At 73.6% G+C, this 19,840-nt stretch carries 17 protein-coding genes and 1 tRNA gene; 13 read left to right on the top strand and 5 right to left on the bottom strand.

Annotation, left to right across the window (positions count from 1 at the left end; all coding sequences use genetic code 11):
* Positions 1 to 3 precede the first annotated feature (3 nt).
* The 4 genes from PV350_RS25830 (at position 4) to PV350_RS25815 (ending at position 4,242) form a co-directional block, all read left to right on the top strand.
* Complete coding sequence (locus PV350_RS25830) at positions 4 to 948, top strand: alpha/beta hydrolase family protein (RefSeq protein ID WP_499512643.1); 945 nt, start codon at positions 4 to 6, stop codon at positions 946 to 948.
* Positions 949 to 1,043: 95 nt separating this feature from the next.
* Positions 1,044 to 2,336 (top strand): sensor histidine kinase, encoded by a 1,293-nt coding sequence (locus tag PV350_RS25825; protein WP_499512642.1) that lies wholly within the window; start codon positions 1,044 to 1,046, stop codon positions 2,334 to 2,336.
* Positions 2,333 to 3,001: a response regulator gene (locus PV350_RS25820; RefSeq protein ID WP_499512641.1), complete on the top strand. Its 669-nt coding sequence runs from the start codon at positions 2,333 to 2,335 to the stop codon at positions 2,999 to 3,001. Before PV350_RS25825 ends, PV350_RS25820 begins: the two co-directional genes overlap by 4 nt.
* Positions 3,002 to 3,024: 23 nt before the next feature.
* Positions 3,025 to 4,242, top strand: a complete 1,218-nt coding sequence (locus tag PV350_RS25815; protein ID WP_500336355.1) for a cytochrome P450 — start codon at positions 3,025 to 3,027, stop codon at positions 4,240 to 4,242.
* A 53-nt stretch (positions 4,243 to 4,295) separates the two neighbouring features.
* Here the strand turns inward: PV350_RS25815 and PV350_RS25810 are convergent, their stop codons facing one another.
* Both PV350_RS25810 and PV350_RS25805 read right to left on the bottom strand, forming a co-directional pair.
* Positions 4,296 to 5,879, bottom strand: coding sequence for an ABC transporter permease (locus PV350_RS25810; RefSeq protein ID WP_500336353.1), 1,584 nt, complete (start codon positions 5,877 to 5,879; stop codon positions 4,296 to 4,298).
* Positions 5,876 to 6,817 carry an ABC transporter ATP-binding protein gene (locus PV350_RS25805; protein WP_499512638.1) on the bottom strand — a complete coding sequence of 314 codons (942 nt, stop codon included), beginning with the start codon at positions 6,815 to 6,817 and terminating at the stop codon, positions 5,876 to 5,878. Before PV350_RS25805 ends, PV350_RS25810 begins: the two co-directional genes overlap by 4 nt.
* A gap of 71 nt (positions 6,818 to 6,888) precedes the next feature.
* On the opposite strand from PV350_RS25805, the gene PV350_RS25800 reads away from it, so the two are divergent.
* On the top strand, positions 6,889 to 7,380 hold the full coding sequence (locus PV350_RS25800) for a GbsR/MarR family transcriptional regulator (protein WP_499512637.1): 492 nt from the start codon (positions 6,889 to 6,891) through the stop codon (positions 7,378 to 7,380).
* A 4-nt stretch (positions 7,381 to 7,384) separates the two neighbouring features.
* On the opposite strand, the gene PV350_RS25795 is transcribed toward PV350_RS25800, so the two are convergent.
* Positions 7,385 to 8,173, bottom strand: coding sequence for a diacylglycerol kinase catalytic domain-containing protein (locus PV350_RS25795; protein ID WP_499516881.1), 789 nt, complete (start codon positions 8,171 to 8,173; stop codon positions 7,385 to 7,387).
* A 188-nt stretch (positions 8,174 to 8,361) separates the two neighbouring features.
* Here PV350_RS25795 and PV350_RS25790 point away from each other — a divergent pair, with 188 nt between their 5' ends.
* The 4 genes from PV350_RS25790 to PV350_RS25775 all read left to right on the top strand — a co-directional run bounded on the left by PV350_RS25790 (position 8,362) and on the right by PV350_RS25775 (position 12,629).
* A complete protein-coding gene (locus PV350_RS25790; protein WP_499512636.1) occupies positions 8,362 to 9,645 on the top strand; it encodes an adenylosuccinate synthase in 1,284 nt (427 codons plus the stop codon).
* A gap of 100 nt (positions 9,646 to 9,745) precedes the next feature.
* On the top strand, positions 9,746 to 11,104 hold the full coding sequence (locus PV350_RS25785; protein ID WP_500336351.1) for an aspartate aminotransferase family protein: 1,359 nt from the start codon (positions 9,746 to 9,748) through the stop codon (positions 11,102 to 11,104).
* Between the two features lie 127 nt (positions 11,105 to 11,231).
* Entirely contained in the window at positions 11,232 to 11,918 is a 687-nt protein-coding gene (locus PV350_RS25780) for a GntR family transcriptional regulator (protein WP_499512634.1), read from the top strand.
* Between the two features lie 57 nt (positions 11,919 to 11,975).
* The gene (locus tag PV350_RS25775) at positions 11,976 to 12,629 is read left to right on the top strand and encodes a putative DNA-mimic protein (RefSeq protein ID WP_499512633.1); all 654 of its coding nucleotides are present in this window, start codon (positions 11,976 to 11,978) and stop codon (positions 12,627 to 12,629) included.
* A 30-nt stretch (positions 12,630 to 12,659) separates the two neighbouring features.
* On the opposite strand, the gene PV350_RS25770 is transcribed toward PV350_RS25775, so the two are convergent.
* On the bottom strand, positions 12,660 to 13,409 hold the full coding sequence (locus PV350_RS25770) for an SLATT domain-containing protein (RefSeq protein WP_500336350.1): 750 nt from the start codon (positions 13,407 to 13,409) through the stop codon (positions 12,660 to 12,662).
* Positions 13,410 to 13,612: 203 nt separating this feature from the next.
* Here PV350_RS25770 and purD point away from each other — a divergent pair, with 203 nt between their 5' ends.
* From purD to PV350_RS25750, 4 genes are all read left to right on the top strand, one after another.
* Positions 13,613 to 14,863, top strand: a complete 1,251-nt coding sequence (purD, locus tag PV350_RS25765) for a phosphoribosylamine--glycine ligase (protein WP_500336348.1) — start codon at positions 13,613 to 13,615, stop codon at positions 14,861 to 14,863.
* Between the two features lie 190 nt (positions 14,864 to 15,053).
* The gene (locus PV350_RS25760; protein ID WP_499512630.1) at positions 15,054 to 16,733 is read left to right on the top strand and encodes a hypothetical protein; all 1,680 of its coding nucleotides are present in this window, start codon (positions 15,054 to 15,056) and stop codon (positions 16,731 to 16,733) included.
* Positions 16,734 to 16,877: 144 nt separating this feature from the next.
* Complete coding sequence (locus tag PV350_RS25755; protein WP_499512629.1) at positions 16,878 to 18,386, top strand: N,N-dimethylformamidase beta subunit family domain-containing protein; 1,509 nt, start codon at positions 16,878 to 16,880, stop codon at positions 18,384 to 18,386.
* Positions 18,387 to 18,456: 70 nt separating this feature from the next.
* Positions 18,457 to 19,353 (top strand): phosphoribosylaminoimidazolesuccinocarboxamide synthase, encoded by an 897-nt coding sequence (locus PV350_RS25750; RefSeq protein ID WP_500336346.1) that lies wholly within the window; start codon positions 18,457 to 18,459, stop codon positions 19,351 to 19,353.
* 129 nt (positions 19,354 to 19,482) lie between these two features.
* On the opposite strand, the gene PV350_RS25745 is transcribed toward PV350_RS25750, so the two are convergent.
* Positions 19,483 to 19,555 (bottom strand) — tRNA-Gly (locus PV350_RS25745).
* Positions 19,556 to 19,840 lie beyond the last annotated feature (285 nt).

The raw sequence follows: 19,840 nt of genomic DNA, 5'->3' as shown, positions 1-19,840 counted from the left end.
CGCATGTCCGATCCCACCTCGTCGAGCGACACCATTCCGGCAGGCGCCGACGGCCGCGCCGACGCGGTGGGGCCCCGGTCCGCTCCGCGGGACCCCGCGGAGCGGGCCGCGGCCGAGGAGGCGTCCGCGTTCTCGCACGCCCCCGTCCCCCCGGACGCCACGGCCGCCTACGGCGACCACCCGGACCAGGTCGTGGACTTCTACCGTCCGCGGCCCGGGGCGGACGGCACACGGCCGGGGCCGCTGGTCGTGCTGCTGCACGGCGGCGCCTGGCGGGCGCCGTACGACAGGACGCACGTCTCACCGCTCGCGGACCTGCTCGCCCGGCACGGCTTCGCGGTGGCCTCGGTGGAGTACCGCCGGGGCAACGGCGGTACGGTCGCGGGCCGCTGGCCGGACACCTTCGACGACGTGGCGGCGGCCACCGACGCCGTCGCGGCGCTGGCCGTGGCCGCCCTGGGCGAGGACACCGTCGACGTCCGGCGGATCGTGCTCACCGGTCACTCGGCCGGTGGCCACCTCGCGCTGTGGGCGGCCGCCCGGCACGTGCTGCCGGCCGGGTCGCGCTGGCACCGCCCCGGCGCGCCCACGCTGCGCGGGGTGGTGGCGCTCGCGCCCATCGCCGACTTCGAGGCCGCCGTGGAGCGCGACGTGTGCTCCGGGGCGGTCGCCGAACTGCTGGGCGGGCCCGAACTGCTCGCCGAGCGCCGGGCCGAGACCGACCCGGCGGCGCTGCTGCCCACCGGCATCCCCGTGACCGTCGTGCACGGCGACCGCGACGAGGTCGTACCGCCGCAGGTCGCGGAGGCCTTCGCGGCGGCATCGGCGAAGGCGGGGGAGGAGGTCCAGCTGACCTTGCTGGCGGGTGTGGGCCACTTCCCGGTGATCGACCCGGCGGCGGACGCGGCGGCCGTGGTCGCCGAGGAGATCGCCCAGCTCGCCTGGTGAGGCGTCCTCCTGCGGGAGGTCCTACTTGAGGATGACGCCGCCACATCGTCTTCGCAGGTGACGACGGCGACACGCGGATTGCCTACCGTGAGAGCGTGACCGAGACAAGCCAGACCTCGCTGCGGACCGAGCTCCGCATGGCCCGCGGCGCCCTCAGCGGGCTGCGGCACGACCTGATCACCGACGGCTTCGCCTTCCGGCCGATGCCACCGCTGCGCGAAGGGCACCCGCTGCTCGCCGTGGTGCCGCGCAGGCTCCGGGGGTACGGGCGCTGGATGCCGCACGCGGCGCTGACCTGCTTCACGGTCTTCCTGATGTTCGTCTCGACGGAGAGCGTGGGCGGGCCGGGCGGCTTCGTGCTGGCCCTGCTGGTCGGTGTGCCCCTGCTCACCACGATGTTCCGGCCGATCGGCGCGTGGTGGCTGTCCGTCGGTGCCGCGGTGCTCACCGGGGTGTTCGGCTCCGGCTGGGCCTCCACGTATCCGTGGACGGACGCCGGCTTCGTCTCGCACCTGACGGTGCTGGGCGTGGTGGCGGCGCGCACCCGGGCGCGGGTGGCCGCCGAGATGTGGCTGCTGACCGCCGCTGTGGCGCTGGCCTTCCAGGGGCTGTCGAGCGGGTACGGCTCGGACCCGTTCATCATGATCTTCCTCTCCGCCGTCGTGGTGTCCGTCGTGTCGGCGGTGCGCGGGCTGCGCCAGTCCCGGCAGGAGGTCGCCGCCCAGGTCGCCGTGACCGAGGTCGAGCGGACCCGGCGCACGCTCCTGGAGGAGCGCACGACCATCGCCCGTGAGCTGCACGACGTCGTCGCCCACCACATGTCCGTGATCGCGATCCAGGCGGAGGCCGCGCCGTACCGGGTGGAGGACCCGCCCGAGGAGCTGACCAAGAGCTTCTCGATCATCCGTGAGAACGCCGTCATCGCCCTGACCGAGCTGCGCCGCGTCCTCGGGGTCGTACGGGCCGAGGACTACCAGGCCCCCGACGCGCCGCAGCCGACCCTCGCCGACCTGGACCGGCTCGTGGCCAACGTGCGCGAGGCGGGGCTGGAGGTGGAGCGGACGGTGACCGGCGCGGTGCGCGAGCTGCCGCAGGGAGTCGAGCTGTCGGCGTACCGGATCATCCAGGAGGCGCTGAGCAACAGCCTGCGGCACGCGCCGGGCGCCGCCGCCCGGGTCGAGGTCAGCTACGTCCTCGGCGGGCTCGGGCTGCGCGTCGTCAACGGCCCGCCGCGCGGCCTGGTGAAACCGTCACCCGGAGCGGGACACGGCATAGCCGGCATGCGGGAGCGGGTGGCGATGCTGAGCGGCGAGATGACCGACGGGCCCACCGAGGACGGCGGCTACGAGGTCTGCGTGTTCATCCCGGTCCCCGGGGAGCGTGCATGACCGGGAACACCATCCGGGTGCTGATCGCGGACGACCAGATGATGGTCCGCGAGGGCTTCTCGGTGCTGCTGGGCGCCCAGCCCGACATCGAGGTCGTCGGCGAGGCCGTCGACGGACGGCAGGCGGTCGAGCAGGTGGCGGCGCTGCGGCCGGACGTCGTGCTGATGGACATCCGCATGCCCGAGCTCAACGGCCTGGAGGCCACCCGCGAGATCGTCGCCGCGGACGCCGACGCGAAGGTGCTCGTGCTGACCACCTTCGACCTGGACGAGTACGTCTACCAGGCGCTGCGCGCGGGCGCCTCCGGCTTCCTGCTCAAGGACGCCTCGGCCCGTCAGCTCGCGGACGGCGTGCGGATCGTGGCGGCCGGCGACGCGCTGCTCGCCCCGGCGATCACCAAGCGGCTCATCACCGAGTTCAACCGGCTGGGCACCCCCCGGCCGCCCGCCCAGGACCGGGTCGGGGAGCTCACCGAGCGTGAGACCGAGGTGCTCGTGCTGGTCGCCCAGGGACTGTCGAACGCGGAGATCGCCGACCATCTGGTGGTCGCCGAGTCGACGGTCAAGACGCACGTGAGCCGGGTCCTGGTGAAGCTGGGGCTGCGCGACCGGACCCAGGCGGCGGTCTTCGCGTACGAGGCGCGGCTGGTCACCCCGGGCGGCTGAACGGCGGAGGGTAGTCTCCGCACATGAGCAGCACTGCCACCGCCTTCGACCCCTGGTCGCCGCAGTTCGTCGCCGACCCCTACCCCGCGTACGCCCGGCTGCGCGCGGAGGGGCGCGCGCACTGGTTCGAGCCGAGCCGGCAGTGGCTCATCCCGCACTTCGCGGACGTCAGCGCGCTGCTGCGGGACCGGCGGCTCGGGCGGACGTACCTGCACCGCTTCACCCACGAGGAGTTCGGCCGCACCGCGCCGCCGCCGGAGCACGAGCCCTTCACCACGCTCAACGGCAACGGCCTGCTCGACCTGGAGGCCCCCGACCACACCCGCATCCGGCGGCTGGTCTCCAAGGCGTTCACCCCGCGCACGGTCGAGCGGCTCACGCCGACCGTGCGGCGGCTCGCCGGGGAGCTGGTGGAGCGGCTGGTCGCGGAGGGCGGCGGCGACCTCATCGCCACGGTCGCGGAACCGCTGCCGGTGGCCGTCATCGCCGAGATGCTGGGGATACCGGCCGCGGACCGGCACCTGCTGCGGCCCTGGTCGGCCGACATCGTCGGGATGTTCGAGCTCAACCCCTCCGAGGAGGCCGCGCGCCGGGCGGTCCGCGCGAGCGAGGAGTTCTCCGCCTACCTGCGCGAGCTGATCGCCGAACGCCGCAAGGCGCCCGGCGAGGACCTGATCAGCGCGCTGATCGCCGCGCACGACGAGGGCGACCGGCTCACCGAGCAGGAGATGGTCTCCACCTGCGTGCTGCTGCTGAACGCGGGCCACGAGGCGACCGTCAACACCACCGGCAACGGCTGGTGGACGCTCTTCCGGCACCCCGAGCAGCTGGCGGAGCTGCGCGCGGCACCGGAGGAGCTGCTGCCGACGGCCATCGAGGAGCTGCTGCGCTTCGACACCCCGCTGCAGATGTTCGAGCGCTGGGTGCTGGACGACATCGAGGTGGGCGGCACGGTGATCCCGCGCGGCAGCGAGGTGGCGCTGCTCTTCGGCTCCGCCAACCGTGACCCGGAGCGCTTCCCCGACCCCGACCGGCTGGACCTCTCCCGCGCCGACAACCCGCACATCACCTTCGGCGCCGGCATCCACTACTGCCTCGGCGCGCCGCTGGCCCGCATCGAACTCGCCGCGTCCTTCACGGCGCTGCTGCGCCGCGCCCCGCGGCTGGAGCTCGCGGCGGAGCCCGCCTGGAACGAGGGCTACGTCATCCGCGGTCTGCGCGAACTGCGCGTCACCTGTTAGGTCCTGTCCTCCGGATCGCTGCGGGACCCGGCCCGGTGGCCGGGTCCCGCGGCTCACGCGGTGATGTCGCGGCGGCGCAGCGCCGCGAGCCCGAGGGCGGCGAGCGCGAGGGCCAGCACGGTGAGCACCGCCAGCGGGGTCACGGTGACGTCCGCCGACGGCACCTTCGGCAGGTGCGTGAAGACGGACAGGTCCATCACCCATGGCGAGAGCTTGAGCGCCGGTCCGTAGAGCCCGATGGCGAGCGTCAGTGACGCCACCCCCCAGCTCGCCCGCGCCGCCTTCGGTGCCGCGCCGTACAGCAGCAGCGCCACCGCGGCCACGCACCAGACCGCGGGCAGCTGCACCAGGCCCGCCCCCGCCAGCCGCCACATCTGCCCGCCTGTGTCGCCGGCCGTCGCCCCGTAACCGATTCCCATGGTGAGGCCGGAGACGGCCATGAGGAGCACGGATCCGGCGAAGGCGAGCAGCGCGTGGCCCGCGGCCCAGCGCACCCGCCCCACGGGCGTGGCGAGGACGGGTTCGGCGCGGCCGGAGCTCTCCTCGCCCTGGAGCCGGAGCACGGCCTGGACGGCGTAGATCGCGGCGATCATCCCCATCACCCCGGTCATGGAGGCGAGGTAGGAGTCGACCAGCCCGGAGGCGCCGCCCATGTCGCGCATGACGTCGGCGAGCTGCTCGTTGTCCCGGACGAGGTCGGCCGCCCCGTTGGCGAGGCCGCCGAGCGCGCCGCCGCCCACGGCGAAGCCCGCCGTCCACCCCCACAGGGAGCCGCGCTGCAGCCGCCAGGCCAGCGTCTGTGCGGAACGCAGCCGGGGACCGGCGGTGGCCGGGCCGGGGCGGGACGGCAGCAGGGAGGCGTCGATGTCACGCCGGGCCACCAGGGCGTACGCGACGGCGACGAGACCGGCGGCCCAGGCCGCGAACAGGGCGGCCACCCACCAGCGTTCGTCCGCGTAGGGGCGTATGTTCTCGGCCCAGCCCAGCGGCGAGAGCCAGGTCAGGGTGCCGCTGCCGGCGTCGCCGACGGCACGTGTCAGGAAGGCGAGGCCCAGGACCGCGCCCGCGATGCCCCGCGCCGCACGCGCGCTCTCCGTCAGCTGCGCCGTGACGGCCGCGACCGCGGCGAAGGAGCAGCCCGCGCCGGCGAAGGCGATCCCGAAGGCCACCGCGCCCCGCGCGCCCTGCCCGAGCAGGGCCGCGGTGACGAGCAGTCCGAGGAGCAGCGAGGCCCCGATGCCGGTGACCAGGGCGGCGGCCAGCGGCGCCCGTCGTCCGACGGCACCCGCGCCGACCAGCTCCAGCCGGCCGGCCTCCTCTTCCTCCCGGGTGTGCCATACGACCAGGAGCATCGCCATCAGTCCGGCCAGCGCCGCACCGAAGGCCATCATGCGCCAGGCCGTCAGGCCGCCGATGCTCGTGTCGAACACCGGCCCGTACAGGGCGCGCAGCGAGCCGTTGCCCGCCGTGCTCGCCGCGACCCCGGCGCGCTCCGCCGGGGTGTCGTAGAGGCCGCCGAAGGCCGAGGCGGTGGACGCGACCAGCAGGGCGATCGGCACGACCCACGCCGGGATCATGACGCGGTCCCTGCGCAGCGCGAGCCGGGTGAGCGTGCCCGTCCCGGTGAGCGCGTTCATCGTCGGGCCTCCGCGTCGGCCGCGACGGCGCCGGTGGTGCCGGCCGGGCCGGCCGGGCTGTCTTCGTAGTGCCGCAGGAACAGCTCCTCCAGCGTGGGCGGCGTGCTGGTCAGGCTGCGCACGCCCGTCTCGCTCAACTGCCTCAGCACGGCGTCGAGCTTGTCGGTGTCGACCTGGAGCCGGACGTGGCTGCCGCGCACGTCGAGGTCGTGCACGCCCGGCAGTTGGCCGAGGCCGTTCGGCCGGCCGGCCAGCTCCGCGGTGACCGAGGTGCGGGTGAGGTGCCGCAGCTCGGTCAGGCTCCCGGTCTCCACCGTGCGCCCTCCCCGGATGATGCTGACCCGGTCGCACAGGGCCTCGACCTCGCTGAGGATGTGACTGGACAGCAGCACCGTCCGGCCGCGGTCGCGTTCCTCACGAACGCACTCACGGAAGACCTCCTCCATCAGTGGGTCGAGGCCGGAGGTGGGCTCGTCGAGTATCAGCAGGTCCACGTCGGAGGCGAACGCGGCCACGAGCGCCACCTTCTGCCGGTTGCCCTTGGAGTACGCGCGGCCCTTCTTCGTCGGGTCCAGCTCGAAGCGCTCCAGCAGCTGCCGCCTGCGGGCCTCGTCCAGCCCGCCGCGCAGCCGCCCCAGCAGGTCGATGACCTCGCCCCCGCTGAGGTTGCGCCAGAGGGTGACGTCACCTGGGACGTACGCCAGGCGCCGGTGCAGGCTGACGGCGTCCCGCCACGGGTCGCCGCCGAGCAGCTGGGCAGCCCCCCGGTCCGCGCGCAGCAGGCCGAGCAGGATGCGGATGGTGGTGGACTTGCCGGCGCCGTTGGGCCCCAGGAAGCCGTGCACCTCCCCCACCTCGACGGTCAGGTCGAGGCCGTCCAGTGCGTGCGTGCGGCCGAAGGACTTGTGCAGTCCGGCCACACTGATTGCCTTCGTCATGATTCTGAACGTACAGTAGATTCACAAATTTGTGAAGTTAAGGAAGTGTATAAACTTCGGGACAGGAGGTGATGGCGGTGGCCGAAGAGTCCTCGGAGCCGATGACGTTCGTCGAACGCTTCGCGGCGGAGCTGGTCGAGGCGGGCATGCAGCGCATGGCTGCGCGGGTGTTCGCCGCGCTCCTCGCCTCGGAGACCGGCGTGCTGAGCGCCGCCGAGCTGTCCGGACGGCTGCAGGCCAGCCCGGCCGCCGTGTCCGGCGCGGTCCGCTACCTGGCGCAGGTCGGCATGCTCACCCGCGAGCGGGAGCCGGGCTCACGGCGGGAGCGCTACCGGGTGCACAGCGACCAGTGGTACGAGACCTTCACCCGCCGCGACCAGGTCCTCGCCCGCTGGGAGAACACCCTGCGGTCCGGCATGGACGCGCTCGGTTCGGACACCGCGGCCGGACAGCGGCTCGCGGAGACCGCTGCCTTCTTCGACTTCCTGCAGAAGGAACTCGTGGACATGATGGACCGCTGGCGCGACCGCAAGGCGGAGCTGCGCGAACAGGGCGTCCTGTGACCCTCTAGTAGGCGGACCGCGGGACCGTCAGCCGCCACGCCGCGGGCATCACCGTCCAGGTACGGCGCCGGACGGGGCCGGCCGGCGCGGTGTCGGCCGTGTAGCGGAAGTCCCGTCCGGAGACGGTGACGCTCCGGGCGTGCACCGGCCCCGCGGGCGCCCCGCCCTCCCTGCGGACCAGCACTTCGGCGAGGCCGGGCACCGCCGTGGAGACCGACACCTCCTCGACGCAGTCGTCCAGGTCGGCCAGGACCACCCCGTCCGCCTCGATCCGCAGCCGCTGCCCGCCGCGCATCCCCAGCCCCAGGTGCGCGGTGTGGCCGTTCAGGCTCAGCGTGCGGGCCAGCGAGCGGGCCCGGCGCTCCACCGGCGTCCACCAGGCGGGCGTCGCCGAGCCGATGCGCAGCGCGCCCAGCACGATGCCGCCGCTGTCGTCGAGCAGCAGGTCGAGCTCGCGCTCCGCCCCGTCCAGCACCGCGCGCGCCGCGCTCACCGCCCCGCCCGGTACGCCGAGCGCCCGCGCCAGGCCGGTCCGCCGCCCGACCGGCACCAGACCGACGACCGCCTCGCCCAGTCCCCGGGCCGAGTGCAGCGCCCGTACCGTGCGCAGCAGCGCCGCGTCGTCACCCACGACCACCGGGCGCCGCCGGCCCCGGTGCTCCAGCACCCGGACGGCCTCCTCCTCGGACTCCGGAAGGGCGATCTTCACGGAGGGGGCTCCTCCGCACAGCACGTCCTTCGCGATGCGTACGGATTCGCCGTCCATGACGCGGGCAGCGGGGTCGATGACCACGAGCAGGGGCTGCCCGGACGGTCGCTGAGCCGACACCTTGGTCCTTCCTCAGGTAACATCTCGGTGCAAGAGCCCCTTGCGCTGCCTTGCGCCAGGGGCTTCGTCTATTTCCGGGGCACCGGTCCGACGGCTCTCCCCGCCATGGGGAGCCACGTTGGACATGCCCCGCCCGGAAGGGGTGTACGCCTGTGCCCGCACTTGTGCTGCTCGGTGCTCAGTGGGGTGATGAGGGCAAGGGAAAGGCCACCGACCTGCTCGGTGGCTCCGTGGACTACGTGGTGCGCTACCAGGGCGGCAACAACGCCGGCCACACGGTCGTCGTCGGCGACCAGAAGTACGCGCTCCACCTCCTGCCCTCCGGGATCCTGTCACCTGGGTGCACCCCGGTCATCGGCAACGGAGTCGTCGTCGACCCGGCGGTCCTGCTCTCCGAGCTGAGCGGGCTGAACGAGCGCGGCGTCGATACGTCCAAGCTCCTCATCAGCGGTAACGCGCACCTGATCACGCCGTACCACCAGACGCTCGACAAGGTGACGGAACGCTTCCTCGGCAAGCGCAAGATCGGCACCACCGGCCGCGGCATCGGCCCCGCCTACGCCGACAAGATCAACCGCGTGGGTATCCGGGTCCAGGACCTCTTCGACGAGTCGATCCTCCGTCAGAAGGTCGAGGCGGCGCTCCACGACAAGAACCAGGTCCTGATCAAGATCTTCAACCGCCGTGCCATCAGCATCGACCAGGTCGTCGAGGAGTACCTGGGCTACGCGGAGCAGATCAGGGACTACGTCGCGGACACGACGCTGCTCCTCAACACCGCGCTCGACGAGGGCAAGGTCGTCCTCCTCGAGGGCGGTCAGGGCACCCTGCTGGACGTCGACCACGGCACGTACCCCTTCGTGACCTCGTCCAACCCGACGGCCGGCGGCGCCTGCACCGGTTCCGGCATCGGCCCCACCAAGATCAACCGGGTGATCGGCATCCTCAAGGCCTACACCACCCGCGTGGGCGCCGGCCCGTTCCCGACCGAGCTGTTCGACGCCGACGGCGAGGCGCTGCGCCGGATCGGCGGCGAGCGCGGCGTCACCACGGGCCGGGACCGCCGCTGCGGCTGGTTCGACGCGGTGATCGCCCGCTACGCGACCCGGGTCAACGGCCTCACGGACTTCTTCCTCACCAAGCTCGACGTCCTCACCGGCTGGGAGCAGATCCCGGTCTGCGTCGCCTACGAGATCGACGGCAGGCGCGTCGAGGAACTGCCGTACAGCCAGACGGACTTCCACCACGCCAAGCCGGTCTACGAGACCCTGCCCGGCTGGAGCGAGGACATCAGCAAGGCGAAGACCTTCTCCGACCTGCCGAAGAACGCCCAGGCGTACGTCAAGGCGCTGGAGGAGATGTCCGGCGCCCCGATCTCGGCCATCGGCGTCGGCCCCGGCCGCACCGAGACCATCGAGGTCAACTCGTTCCTCTGAGTGACGGCGGCGCGCGGGCCCTACAACCTGTCGGCGCGCGCGCCCACCGTCATACAGGGTGCCAATGTCGTGCGCCCGGGCCGTTCCTTAGCCTGGGCGCATGACCCCTCCCTTCGCCGACCCCGGGACCGGCGCCGCCGTCAAGGCCGCCGACCGCGCCCACGTCTTCCACTCCTGGTCCGCGCAAGGCCTGATCGACCCGCTGCCGGTCGCCGGGGCCGAGGGCGCGTACTTCTGGGATTACGACGGCAACCGCTACCTGGACTTCACCAGCGGCCTGGTGTTCACCAACATCGGTTACCAGCACCCCACGGTCGTCGCCGCCATCCAGGAGCAGGCCGCGAAGCTCGTCACCTTCGCGCCCGCCTTCGCCCTGGAGCCGCGCTCCGAGGCCGCCCGGCTGATCGCCGAGCGCACGCCCGGTGACCTGAACAAGATCTTCTTCACCAACGGCGGCGCCGAGGCCGTCGAGAACGCGGTACGGCTCGCCCGGCTGCACACCGGCCGCCCCAAGGTGCTGTCCGCTTACCGTTCGTACCACGGCGCCACCTCGGCCGCGATCAACCTGACCGGCGACCCGCGCCGCTGGCCCTCCGACAACGGCGCGGCCGGCGTCGTCCACTTCTGGGCGCCGTTCCTCTACCGTTCGCCGTTCCACTCGGAGACCGAGGAGCAGGAGCGCGACCGTGCGCTGCAGCACCTGGAGGACACCATCGTCTTCGAGGGCCCGCAGACCGTCGCGGCGATCGTCCTGGAGACGGTGCCCGGCACGGCGGGCATCATGGTGCCGCCGCCCGGCTACCTCGCCGGGGTGCGCGAGATCTGCGACCGGTACGGGATCGTCTTCGTCCTCGACGAGGTCATGGCCGGCTTCGGCCGCACCGGCAGCTGGTTCGCCGCCGACCGGTTCGACGTCACCCCTGACCTGCTCACCTTCGCCAAGGGCGTCAACTCCGGCTACGTGCCGCTCGGCGGTGTCGCGATCAGCGAGGAGATCGCCGCGACCTTCGCTACCCGCCCCTACCCGGGCGGCCTCACCTACTCCGGCCACCCGCTGGCCTGCGCCGCCGCCGTCGCCACGATCCAGGTGATGGAGGACGAGGGCGTCGTCGCGCACGCCGCCGCGCTCGGCGAGAACGTGCTCGGCCCGGGCCTGCGGGAGCTCGCCGAGCGCCACCCGTCGGTGGGCGAGGTGCGGGGCCTGGGCGCCTTCTGGGCGCTGGAGCTGGTGCGCGACCGGGAGACCCGCGAGCCGCTCGTCCCCTACAACGCGGCGGGCGAGGCCAACGCCCCCATGGCGGCCTTCGCGGCGGCCTGCAAGAAGAGCGGCCTGTGGCCGTTCGTCAACATGAACCGCACCCATGTGGTGCCCGCCTGCAACATCACCGAGGCCGAGGCCAAGGAGGGCCTGGCACTCCTCGACGCGGCGCTGTCCGTCGCCGACGAGCACACGCGCTGAGCGCGCCCGGGGGCGTCCGCGGACGGCGGGTGGTCCGCACCACAGGTGTGGACCACCCGCGGCCCGGCCTCGCATAAGGTGTGGCGGAGCCGTAAGTGCACCGCCACACCTGTAGGGAGGCACCGGCATGCCGGAAGGCCCAGCGGGCGGACCCGTCCGACGGAGCAGTCTGCGGCAGCAGATAGCCGACGCGCTCCGCGACGAGGTGCTCACCGGGCGCATGACGGCCGGGCGGCACTTCACGGTCAAGGAGATCGCGGATCTGTACGGCGTGTCCGCCACCCCGGTCCGCGAGGCCCTGGTGGACCTGGCGGCGCAGGGGCTGCTCGACGTCGAGCACCACCGCGGCTTCCAGGTGCGGCGCTTCACGGACGCCGAGTTCCGCTCCATGGTCGAGGCGCGCACCCTCGTCGTCGAGGGGATCTTCCGCCGCATCGCCGCGCGCGGCATGCGCGAGGTCGACCCCATGGAGCTGGCCTCCGTACGGCGCCGGGCCGAGGCCGCGGCGCGTGCCTCCCGGGCCGGCGAGCTGGACGTCCTCATCGGCTACGACATCCGCTTCTGGCGCGAGCTGACGGCACTGGCCGGGAACGCGCACGTCGGGGAGTTCCTCGACCGGATCCGCACCCAGACCTGGGTGTACGCGGTGCCCTTCCTGCGCGGCAGGCCGGACCTGGCAGGCCTGTGCTGGTCCGACCACGTCGCCCTGGTCACCGCGATCGAGAAGCGGGACACGGAGACGGCCCAGCGCGTCGTCGAGGAGTTCGACGGCCACTCCCTCGCGCTGATGCGGCGACTGGCCGCGGGCCGGTAGCAACGGCCGCCGCCCACTACGCTGGTCCGACCACGCACGGAAGGACTTGGAGCGCCTGTGGCCTGCGACTTGTGGCTGGTTCCCCTGGTGGACGTGCTCTGCCACAGCCCCGACAACCCGTTCGCCGAGGAGATCGCCCGCTATGACAAGGCGTTGAGCGACGCCGGTCTCCCGCCGGTGCCCGTCTACTCCTACATGCCGGGCCTGTCCGGCGACGTGGCCCCGGTCGCGGGCTTCGACTACGACGCGCTGCACTTCCTGCGCCGCGCGTACCTGCTCCACATCCAGGGCCTCGCGGTCACCCCGGTCGACGAACTCGGGGGTGACTACGAGCAGTTGCTGGAGATGTTCGAGACCACCGCCCAGCAGTCGCACCTCGTCTGGCACTACGACCACGCGGGCGGCTACGTCCCCCTCGACTTCCCCCATCCGCTGGTCAACGACGAACTCCTCGACGCCGGCGGGCCCCTGGGTTCCGCCCACGGGCTGCTGCGCGAGCTCGAGTTCGTCGCCCCGGTGATCGGCATCGACCCGCACAACCCGCCGCCCGCCCCCGCGCCGCCGGCCGGTCCCACCGAGCTGGAGGAGCCGGCGGCCCCGCCTGCGCACCACGACGGCAGCCCCTTCGCGCGGGAGCGCCACGTGTGGCTGGGGCTGCACGCGGCGGCGACGCGTGCGCTGGGGCAGGGCTCGATGATCGTCTTCAGTTAGCACCGGGCGGCGGGCGCCCCCCGGCGGCGGTCAGCTCGCGCGGGGGCCCTCCGGGGGGCGCTGGCGCGGCATGCTCGGCCGGCCGCCGGGCAGCAGCGGGAACCTGCCGCCGGCGCCGGTCGCGGCGCCCTCGGCGCCGCGGGTGCTCCCCGCCCAGGTCAGGGACTGGGTCCGCAGCGGGGCGGCGCCGGCCCGGAAGTCCACCATCCAGTCGGCCGTCTCGCAGCGCACGAGCTCCGAGACGTCCTCGCTGAAGCGGCGCAGCACGGTCAGGCACCGCTCGGCGGCCTCGGCCGCGGTGCCCTCCGTCGGGCCCAGGACCTCGCGGACCGACTCCGACGCCCAGTCGAAGCGCAGCGCCTCCAGCCGGCGCTGCACGGCCTGGGCGGTGGCCATGTCCCGCATCCAGCCGGCCGTCAGGCCGAGGTAGCGGTCCAGGCCCACGCACACGACGGCCAGCACCAAGGCGGCGTACGCCCAGCGGATGTGCCCCCCCGCCCCCGTGACGGCGAGGACGGCGCCGGTCGTCGCGCACAGGGCCGCGCCGACCCGCAGCGACCGGGCCCAGCGGCGCTTGCGCAGACGGTCGGCGAGGTACCACTCGACGGTCCGCAGGGCGTCCGCCTCCACCCAGCGGTAGAGCTCCTCCAGCCGCTCGGCCGGTTCCCCCCAGTCGCCGAGCGGGAAGGGCGGCGTCCGCAGGTCCTCCTGCCGGTGCAGCGCGCGCCGCTTCGGCTTTTCCCGGGGGACCTCGTCGGGATACATGTCCGGCTGGCTCACCTGCACGCTCCCTCGCGACTTCCGATGACGAGGCACCTTCTTACCGCCGAACGGCTGACCGTGCGAGGGTCATCGGGTCATTTCCGCCCTTACGGGTTCCTTGATCAGGTATGGGGCCCGGTTCCGGGCCACCCGAAAGAGTGAGCCGGGGGTCGTGGCGACCGGCCCACGGGGAGGGTGCCGCCAGCCGATACCCTGGGCACGTGAACGTGCTTGTGATCGGCGGCGGTGCCCGCGAACACGCCCTGTGCCGTGCCCTCTCCCTCGACCTCGACGTGGAGTCGCTGCACTGCGCGCCCGGGAACGCCGGCATCGCCGGGGTGGCGGAGCTGCACGCGGTCGACGCCCTCGACGGCGCGGCGGTGGCCGACCTCGCGGAGCGGCTCGGCGCCGACCTCGTCGTGGTGGGCCCGGAGGCCCCCCTCGTGGCGGGCGTGGCCGACGCCGTGCGCGCCCGCGGCATCGACTGCTTCGGCCCGTCCGGGCAGGCCGCGGCCCTGGAGGGCTCGAAGGCGTTCGCCAAGGACGTGATGGCCGCGGCCGGCGTGCCCACCGCACGCTCCTACGTGTGCACCACCCCCGCCGAGGTGGACCACGCGCTGGACGCCTTCGGCGCCCCGTACGTCGTGAAGGACGACGGCCTGGCCGCGGGCAAGGGCGTCGTGGTGACCGACGACCTGGAGGCCGCCCGGGCGCACGCCAACTCCTGCGAGCGCGTGGTCATCGAGGAGTACCTGGACGGCCCCGAGGTCTCCCTGTTCGCCGTCACCGACGGCGAGACGGTGGTCCCGCTGCAGCCCGCGCAGGACTTCAAGCGCGCCCACGACGCCGACGAGGGCCCCAACACCGGTGGCATGGGCGCGTACAGCCCGCTGCCGTGGGCCGATCCCCGGCTGGTCGAGGAGGTGGAGCGCACGGTGCTCCAGCCGACCGTCGACGAGCTGCGCCGCCGGGGCACCCCGTTCGCCGGGCTGCTGTACGCGGGGCTGGCGATCACCTCGCGCGGTGTGCGGGTGATCGAGTTCAACGCACGCTTCGGCGACCCGGAGACCCAGGTCGTGCTGGCCCGGCTGAGGACCCCGCTGGCGGGGCTGCTGCGCGCCGCGGCGACCGGCCGGCTGGCCGCCTTCCCGCCGCTGCGCTGGAGCGACGGCGCCGCGGTGACCGTGGTCATCGCCTCCGAGAACTACCCCGGCACCCCGCGCACCGGCGACCCGATCACGGGCCTGGACGAGGTCGCGGAGCAGGACGAGCACGCGTACGTGCTGCACGCGGGCACCAAGGCGGACGCCGAGGGCCGTGTGGTGAGCGCGGGCGGCCGCGTACTGTCCGTCACCGCCACCGGTGGTGATCTGGCCAAGGCCAGGGAGCGCGCCTACCGGGCGGTGGAACGGATCGGGCTGAAGGGCTCGCACCACCGTTCGGATATCGCAGAGAAGGCTGCCCAAGCCTGAATCAGCGGGCAAGGCCACTCCAAGGGGTGATGCCTTCGCCATCCTGCTGACGTGAGCCCCGAGCCCAACTACTGTGCCCGGCAAGCGCACTGTGGAACCCCGCGCGCACTGCACTATCGGCCCTACCGGCATTGCGGTGTCGGTGGGCGGTGCGACAGTGGGGGCATGCAGTCGCGTCAGCAGCTTGGGGGTGAGCACACCGTTGGCCGGGGAAGCAGGTGAGGGACACGCGCGGTCACGCGCGCTCGCCGTCCTGCGCATCCGCAGCGCCGCGCTCACGGTCGCGCTGTTGCCCGCCGCGCTGGCGGTCGTGCTGCTGGTCGGCGGCGCGACGGGCCGCATCGTCGGCGACGCGTCCGAGGTGCTGCGCTGGGCGGTGGTCGCGGGCGCGCTGCTGGTGCTGCTGCTCGCGGCCGGTGTCGCGGCGGTGATCGTACGGGCCAGGCCGGCCGAGAGCCCGACCGTGGCCGTCTCCGAGGCGTCGGCCCCCGACCTGTACCGCATGGTGCGTGACCTGGCCGTCCGCCTGCAGGTGCCCGCCCCCTCGGCGATAGAACTGACTCCGGACTGCGACAGCTGGCTGGAGGACCGCACCCATCGGCAGCGGCGCCGCACGGTGTCCGAGGCGCCCACGCTGGTGATCGGCTCGCCGTTCATGTGGTGGATGCGGGTCGCCGAGCTGCGCGCCCTGCTCGCCCCGGTCGTGGCGGGCACGGGCCCGGCCGCCGATCCGGACATCGCGGCCGCCCGCCGCTTCGTGCGCGGCCTGGACGCTGCCGTCGGCGTGGCCACCGCCCCGCAGGAGCGCTCGGTCGTCGGATTGCTGCGCCGTCCCGCGTACGGGTTCCTGGGCTGGGTCGCCAAGCTGCTGCTGCGCGGCTGCCGGGCGCACGCGGCGGAGATGGAGCGCGCGGTGGCCGCCTCCGCCTCCGAGCGGGCCCAGGCGGTCGACTACGGGCTGCGCATCGTCGCCCAGGAGCAGGTGGGCCTGGCCTACGCGGGCTGGGACCGGCTGCTGACCCGGGTGGCGCTGCCGGCCTGGCGCATGGGCCGCTGGCCGTCCCGGCTCGACGCGGGAGTGGTGGCGGCCCTGACCGAGCTGTCCCGGCGGGACCGGCTGGCCGAGGGCTTCGAGTCCCGGCTGGGCGAGCGCCCGGCGTGCGACCTGCTGGAGGAGCCCGGCACGATGGACGAGGCGGCCTCGCTGCTCGCCGCCCGGCTGTTCCACGGCGGTCCGCAGCGACCCGGCCCCGAATGGTCCCCGGTCGGCTGGGACACCTACCCGCAGGAGGTCGTGGACCGCATCTGGCGCAGCGACGCCTCCCGCCTGGTGACCGTCCTGGACGAGGTGCACGAGCCCGCGGGGGTCCCCGGGAGCCGGCGCATATCCGTGCCCTCCGGCGGTTCGCGGAGCGCGGTGGACGACTGCGCCGAGCCGGGGCGCGCGACCCTGGCCCGGGTGCTGGAGCGGCTCTCCGCGGGCGGCAGCGAGGAGCTGGCGGCCCGCATCACCCGGCACGTCGCCCGTGAGGAGGCCGTGCGCGAGGCGGCCGCGCGGGAGGAGTCCGCCGGCCAGGCCCCGTCCGACGGCGTCCTCACGCCCGTCTACCAGCTGCTCCCGCCGCGGACCGGCCGCGAGCTGCTCACCGACCACGTGACCGCGATGATCTGCTGTGCCGCGGTGGACACCGCCGGTGCCACCCCGGGCCTGGACTGGCTGGACGGGCCGGCCCTGCTGGTCGGCGGGGTGCGCCGGGGGGATCTGGCCTGGCCCGTGCTCCGGCTCGTGGAGAACGGCGACGCCGCCCCGCTGCGTTCCTGGCTCAGTGCCGTGGGCGTACGCCCGGAGAAGCCGATACGGCTCATCTGACGGAAAAATGGCGGGGTTTGTCCGCCCCGGCGTGAAATCCTGGCGATAATGCACCACGAACAGTAACCAAGGCAGCGCATTCTGTGATGTGCTGGATGTGCGCACACGCACACCACCTCGGGGGACGACGAGGAGGGGACCATCGTGGTGAAGGAGCAGGTCCGCCGCTGGCAGTCCGGGGCACTGGCGCACGGGGTCACCGACCCCTTCGGGCAGGGCCCGGTGCCGTGGCTGCGTGGCGCGGTGCAGTATCTGGACGACACCGGCCAGGTCGTGCCGTGGTACGTCGACCTGGCGGCCAGCCGCGGGGAGCCCGGGGGGCTGCCGGGTGACGCCGTGGGGCGCACGCCCCGCGTGCCCGGCCCGCGCGCCGCGGACGACGTGCGGTGCCAGGTCAAGGGCTTCGCGCCGGGCGCCTCCGTGGCCCCCGGCGACGCCATCGACTTCCGCATCACCGTCGACCCGCCGCAGAGCTACGGCATCGACGTCTACCGGATCGGGCACTACGGCGGCGACGGCGCCGCCCAGTTCACCTCCAGCCCCCGGCTGTCGGGGATCGTGCAGCCCACGCCGCTCGCCGCCGGGCGCACCGTCTCCTGTCACCACTGGTGGCAGTCCTGGCGGCTGCAGGTGCCCTCCTACTGGAAGTCCGGCGCCTACGTCGCCGTCCTCACCACGCAGGACGGGTACCGCAGCCACATCCCGTTCACCGTGCGCGACGACCGGCCGGCCGATCTGCTCCTGCTGCTGCCCGACGTCACCTGGCAGGCGTACAACCTCTACCCCGAGGACGGCCGCACGGGTGCCAGCCTCTACCACGCCTGGGACGAGAAGGGCCGCCTGCTGGGCGAGGAGGAGGCCGCGGTCACCGTCTCCTTCGACCGCCCGTACGCGGGCGCCGGGCTCCCGCTGCACGTCGGCCACGCCTACGACTTCATCCGCTGGGCCGAGCGCTACGGCTACGACCTGGCCTACGCCGACGCCCGCGACCTGCACGCGGGGCGGATCGATCCTTCGCGCTACCGGGGCATGGTCTTCCCCGGTCACGACGAGTACTGGACGGTCCCCATGCGGCGCGCCGTCGAGGCGGCCCGTGACGGCGGCACCTCGCTGGTCTTCCTGTCCGCCAACACCATGTACTGGCAGACCGAGCTGGGCCCCTCCCCGTCCGGCGACCCCGACCGGCTGCTCAGCTGCCGCAAGCGCCGCGGCCACCCGCCGGGCCGCAGCGCCCTGTGGCGTGACATGGGCGAGCCCGAACAGCTGCTGATCGGCGTGCAGTACTCCGGCCGGGTGCCCGAACCGTCCCCGCTGGTGGTGCGGAACGCCGGCCACTGGCTGTGGGAGGCCACCGGCGCCGAGGAGGGCGACGAGATCCCCGGCCTGGTCGCGGGCGAGGCGGACCGTTACTTCCCGCGCACGCCGCTGCCCGACTACATGGAGCGGATCCTGCTCGCCCACTCCCCGTACGAGGACTCCGCGGGCCGCAGAGCGCACCAGGAGACCTCGCTGTACCGGGCGCCCGGCGGGGCCCTGGTCTTCGCCTCCGGCACCTTCGCCTGGTCCCCGGCGCTGGACCGTCCGGGCCACGTCGACCCCCGTGTCCAGCGCGCCACCGCCAATCTCCTGGACCGCATCTGCAAGCACGGCTGACCCCCGCGTCGCGCCCGCCGGGCGTACGTACGGGAGAATCGGGAACCGAACCGCCGATCGGGGAGGACCCATGTCCGGATTCGTCCACAAGCCCGAGCCCGCGCAAGTGCCGGGCCTGGTGCACCTGCACACCGGCAAGGTGCGCGAGCTGTACCAGAACGAGGCAGGGGAGCTGGTGATGGTGGCCAGCGACCGGATGTCCGCGTACGACTGGGTGCTGCCCACCGAGATCCCGGACAAGGGCCGCGTCCTGACCCGGTTGTCGCTGTGGTGGTTCGACCAGATCGCCGACCTGGTGCCGCACCACGTGCTGTCCACCGAGCTCCCCGAGGGCGCCCCCGCCGACTGGGAGGGGCGCACGACGGTCTGCAAGCCGCTGGACATGATCCCCGTCGAGTGCGTGGCGCGCGGCTACCTGGCCGGCTCCGGCCTGCTCGAGTACGACACCGACCGCACGGTGTGCGGGGTGACCCTCCCCGAGGGCCTGGTGGACGGCTCCGAGCTGCCCGCGCCGATCTTCACCCCGGCCACCAAGGCCGAGGTCGGCGAGCACGACGAGAACGTCAGCTACGAGGAGGTCGCCCGCCGGGTCGGTGCCGACACCGCGGCGCAGCTGCGTCAGAGCACCCTCGCGGTCTACGGCCGGGCCCGGGACATCGCCCGCGAGCGCGGCATCCTCCTGGCGGACACCAAGTTCGAGTTCGGCTTCGACGGCGAGGTGCTGACCATCGCCGACGAGGTGCTGACCCCGGACTCGTCGCGCTTCTGGCCCGCCGAGCTGTGGGAGCCGGGCCACGCCCAGCCCTCCTACGACAAGCAGTTCGTCCGCGACTGGCTGACCTCCGCCGCGTCCGGCTGGGACCGCCGCAGCGAGCAGCCCCCGCCGCCCCTGCCGGAGCAGGTGGTGGAGCAGACCCGCGCCAAGTACATCGAGGCGTACGAGCGGCTCACCGGCCTCAGCTGGTAGTCCGCCACGGCCCGCGTGCCCGCCGGTCCTCCGTCCGGCGGGCAGCGCGGCGGCCGCGGCGATGGCGGACGGCCCAGCCGTCCCAGGAACACCGAAGGCCCCGGTCGTCACGACCGGGGCCTTCTCTTGAGCGGACGACGAGGCTCGAACTCGCGACCTCAACCTTGGCAAGGTTGCGCTCTACCAACTGAGCTACGTCCGCCTGCTCCGCGCGTTCCCGTGCGGTGCGTCATCCACTATAGCCAACGCTGGGGGCCTTGGGCACACACCCCGGCGCGGCGGGTTCCCCGCGTCGTGTCCCGCGGCGCACGTGACGGGAGCGCGGCAGCGGCGAGGGCCAGGTCACAGACCTCCGGGCGGTCCCTGCCGCCGTTCCGGCCGGCCGGCCAACTCCGGTTCCACAGCGTGCCCCAGAGCTGCCGCGGCCCCCGTGGACGCCCGGTGCGGGCGGGTCCCGGGGCGCGGCAGCTCTGGGGACGCCGTTGGA

The organism is Streptomyces sp. PA03-6a (genome assembly GCF_033792765.1).
Taxonomy (GTDB): domain Bacteria; phylum Actinomycetota; class Actinomycetes; order Streptomycetales; family Streptomycetaceae; genus Actinacidiphila.
The sequence above is the reverse complement of the archived record's forward strand: the minus strand, read 5'-3'. Positions and strand labels throughout refer to the sequence as shown.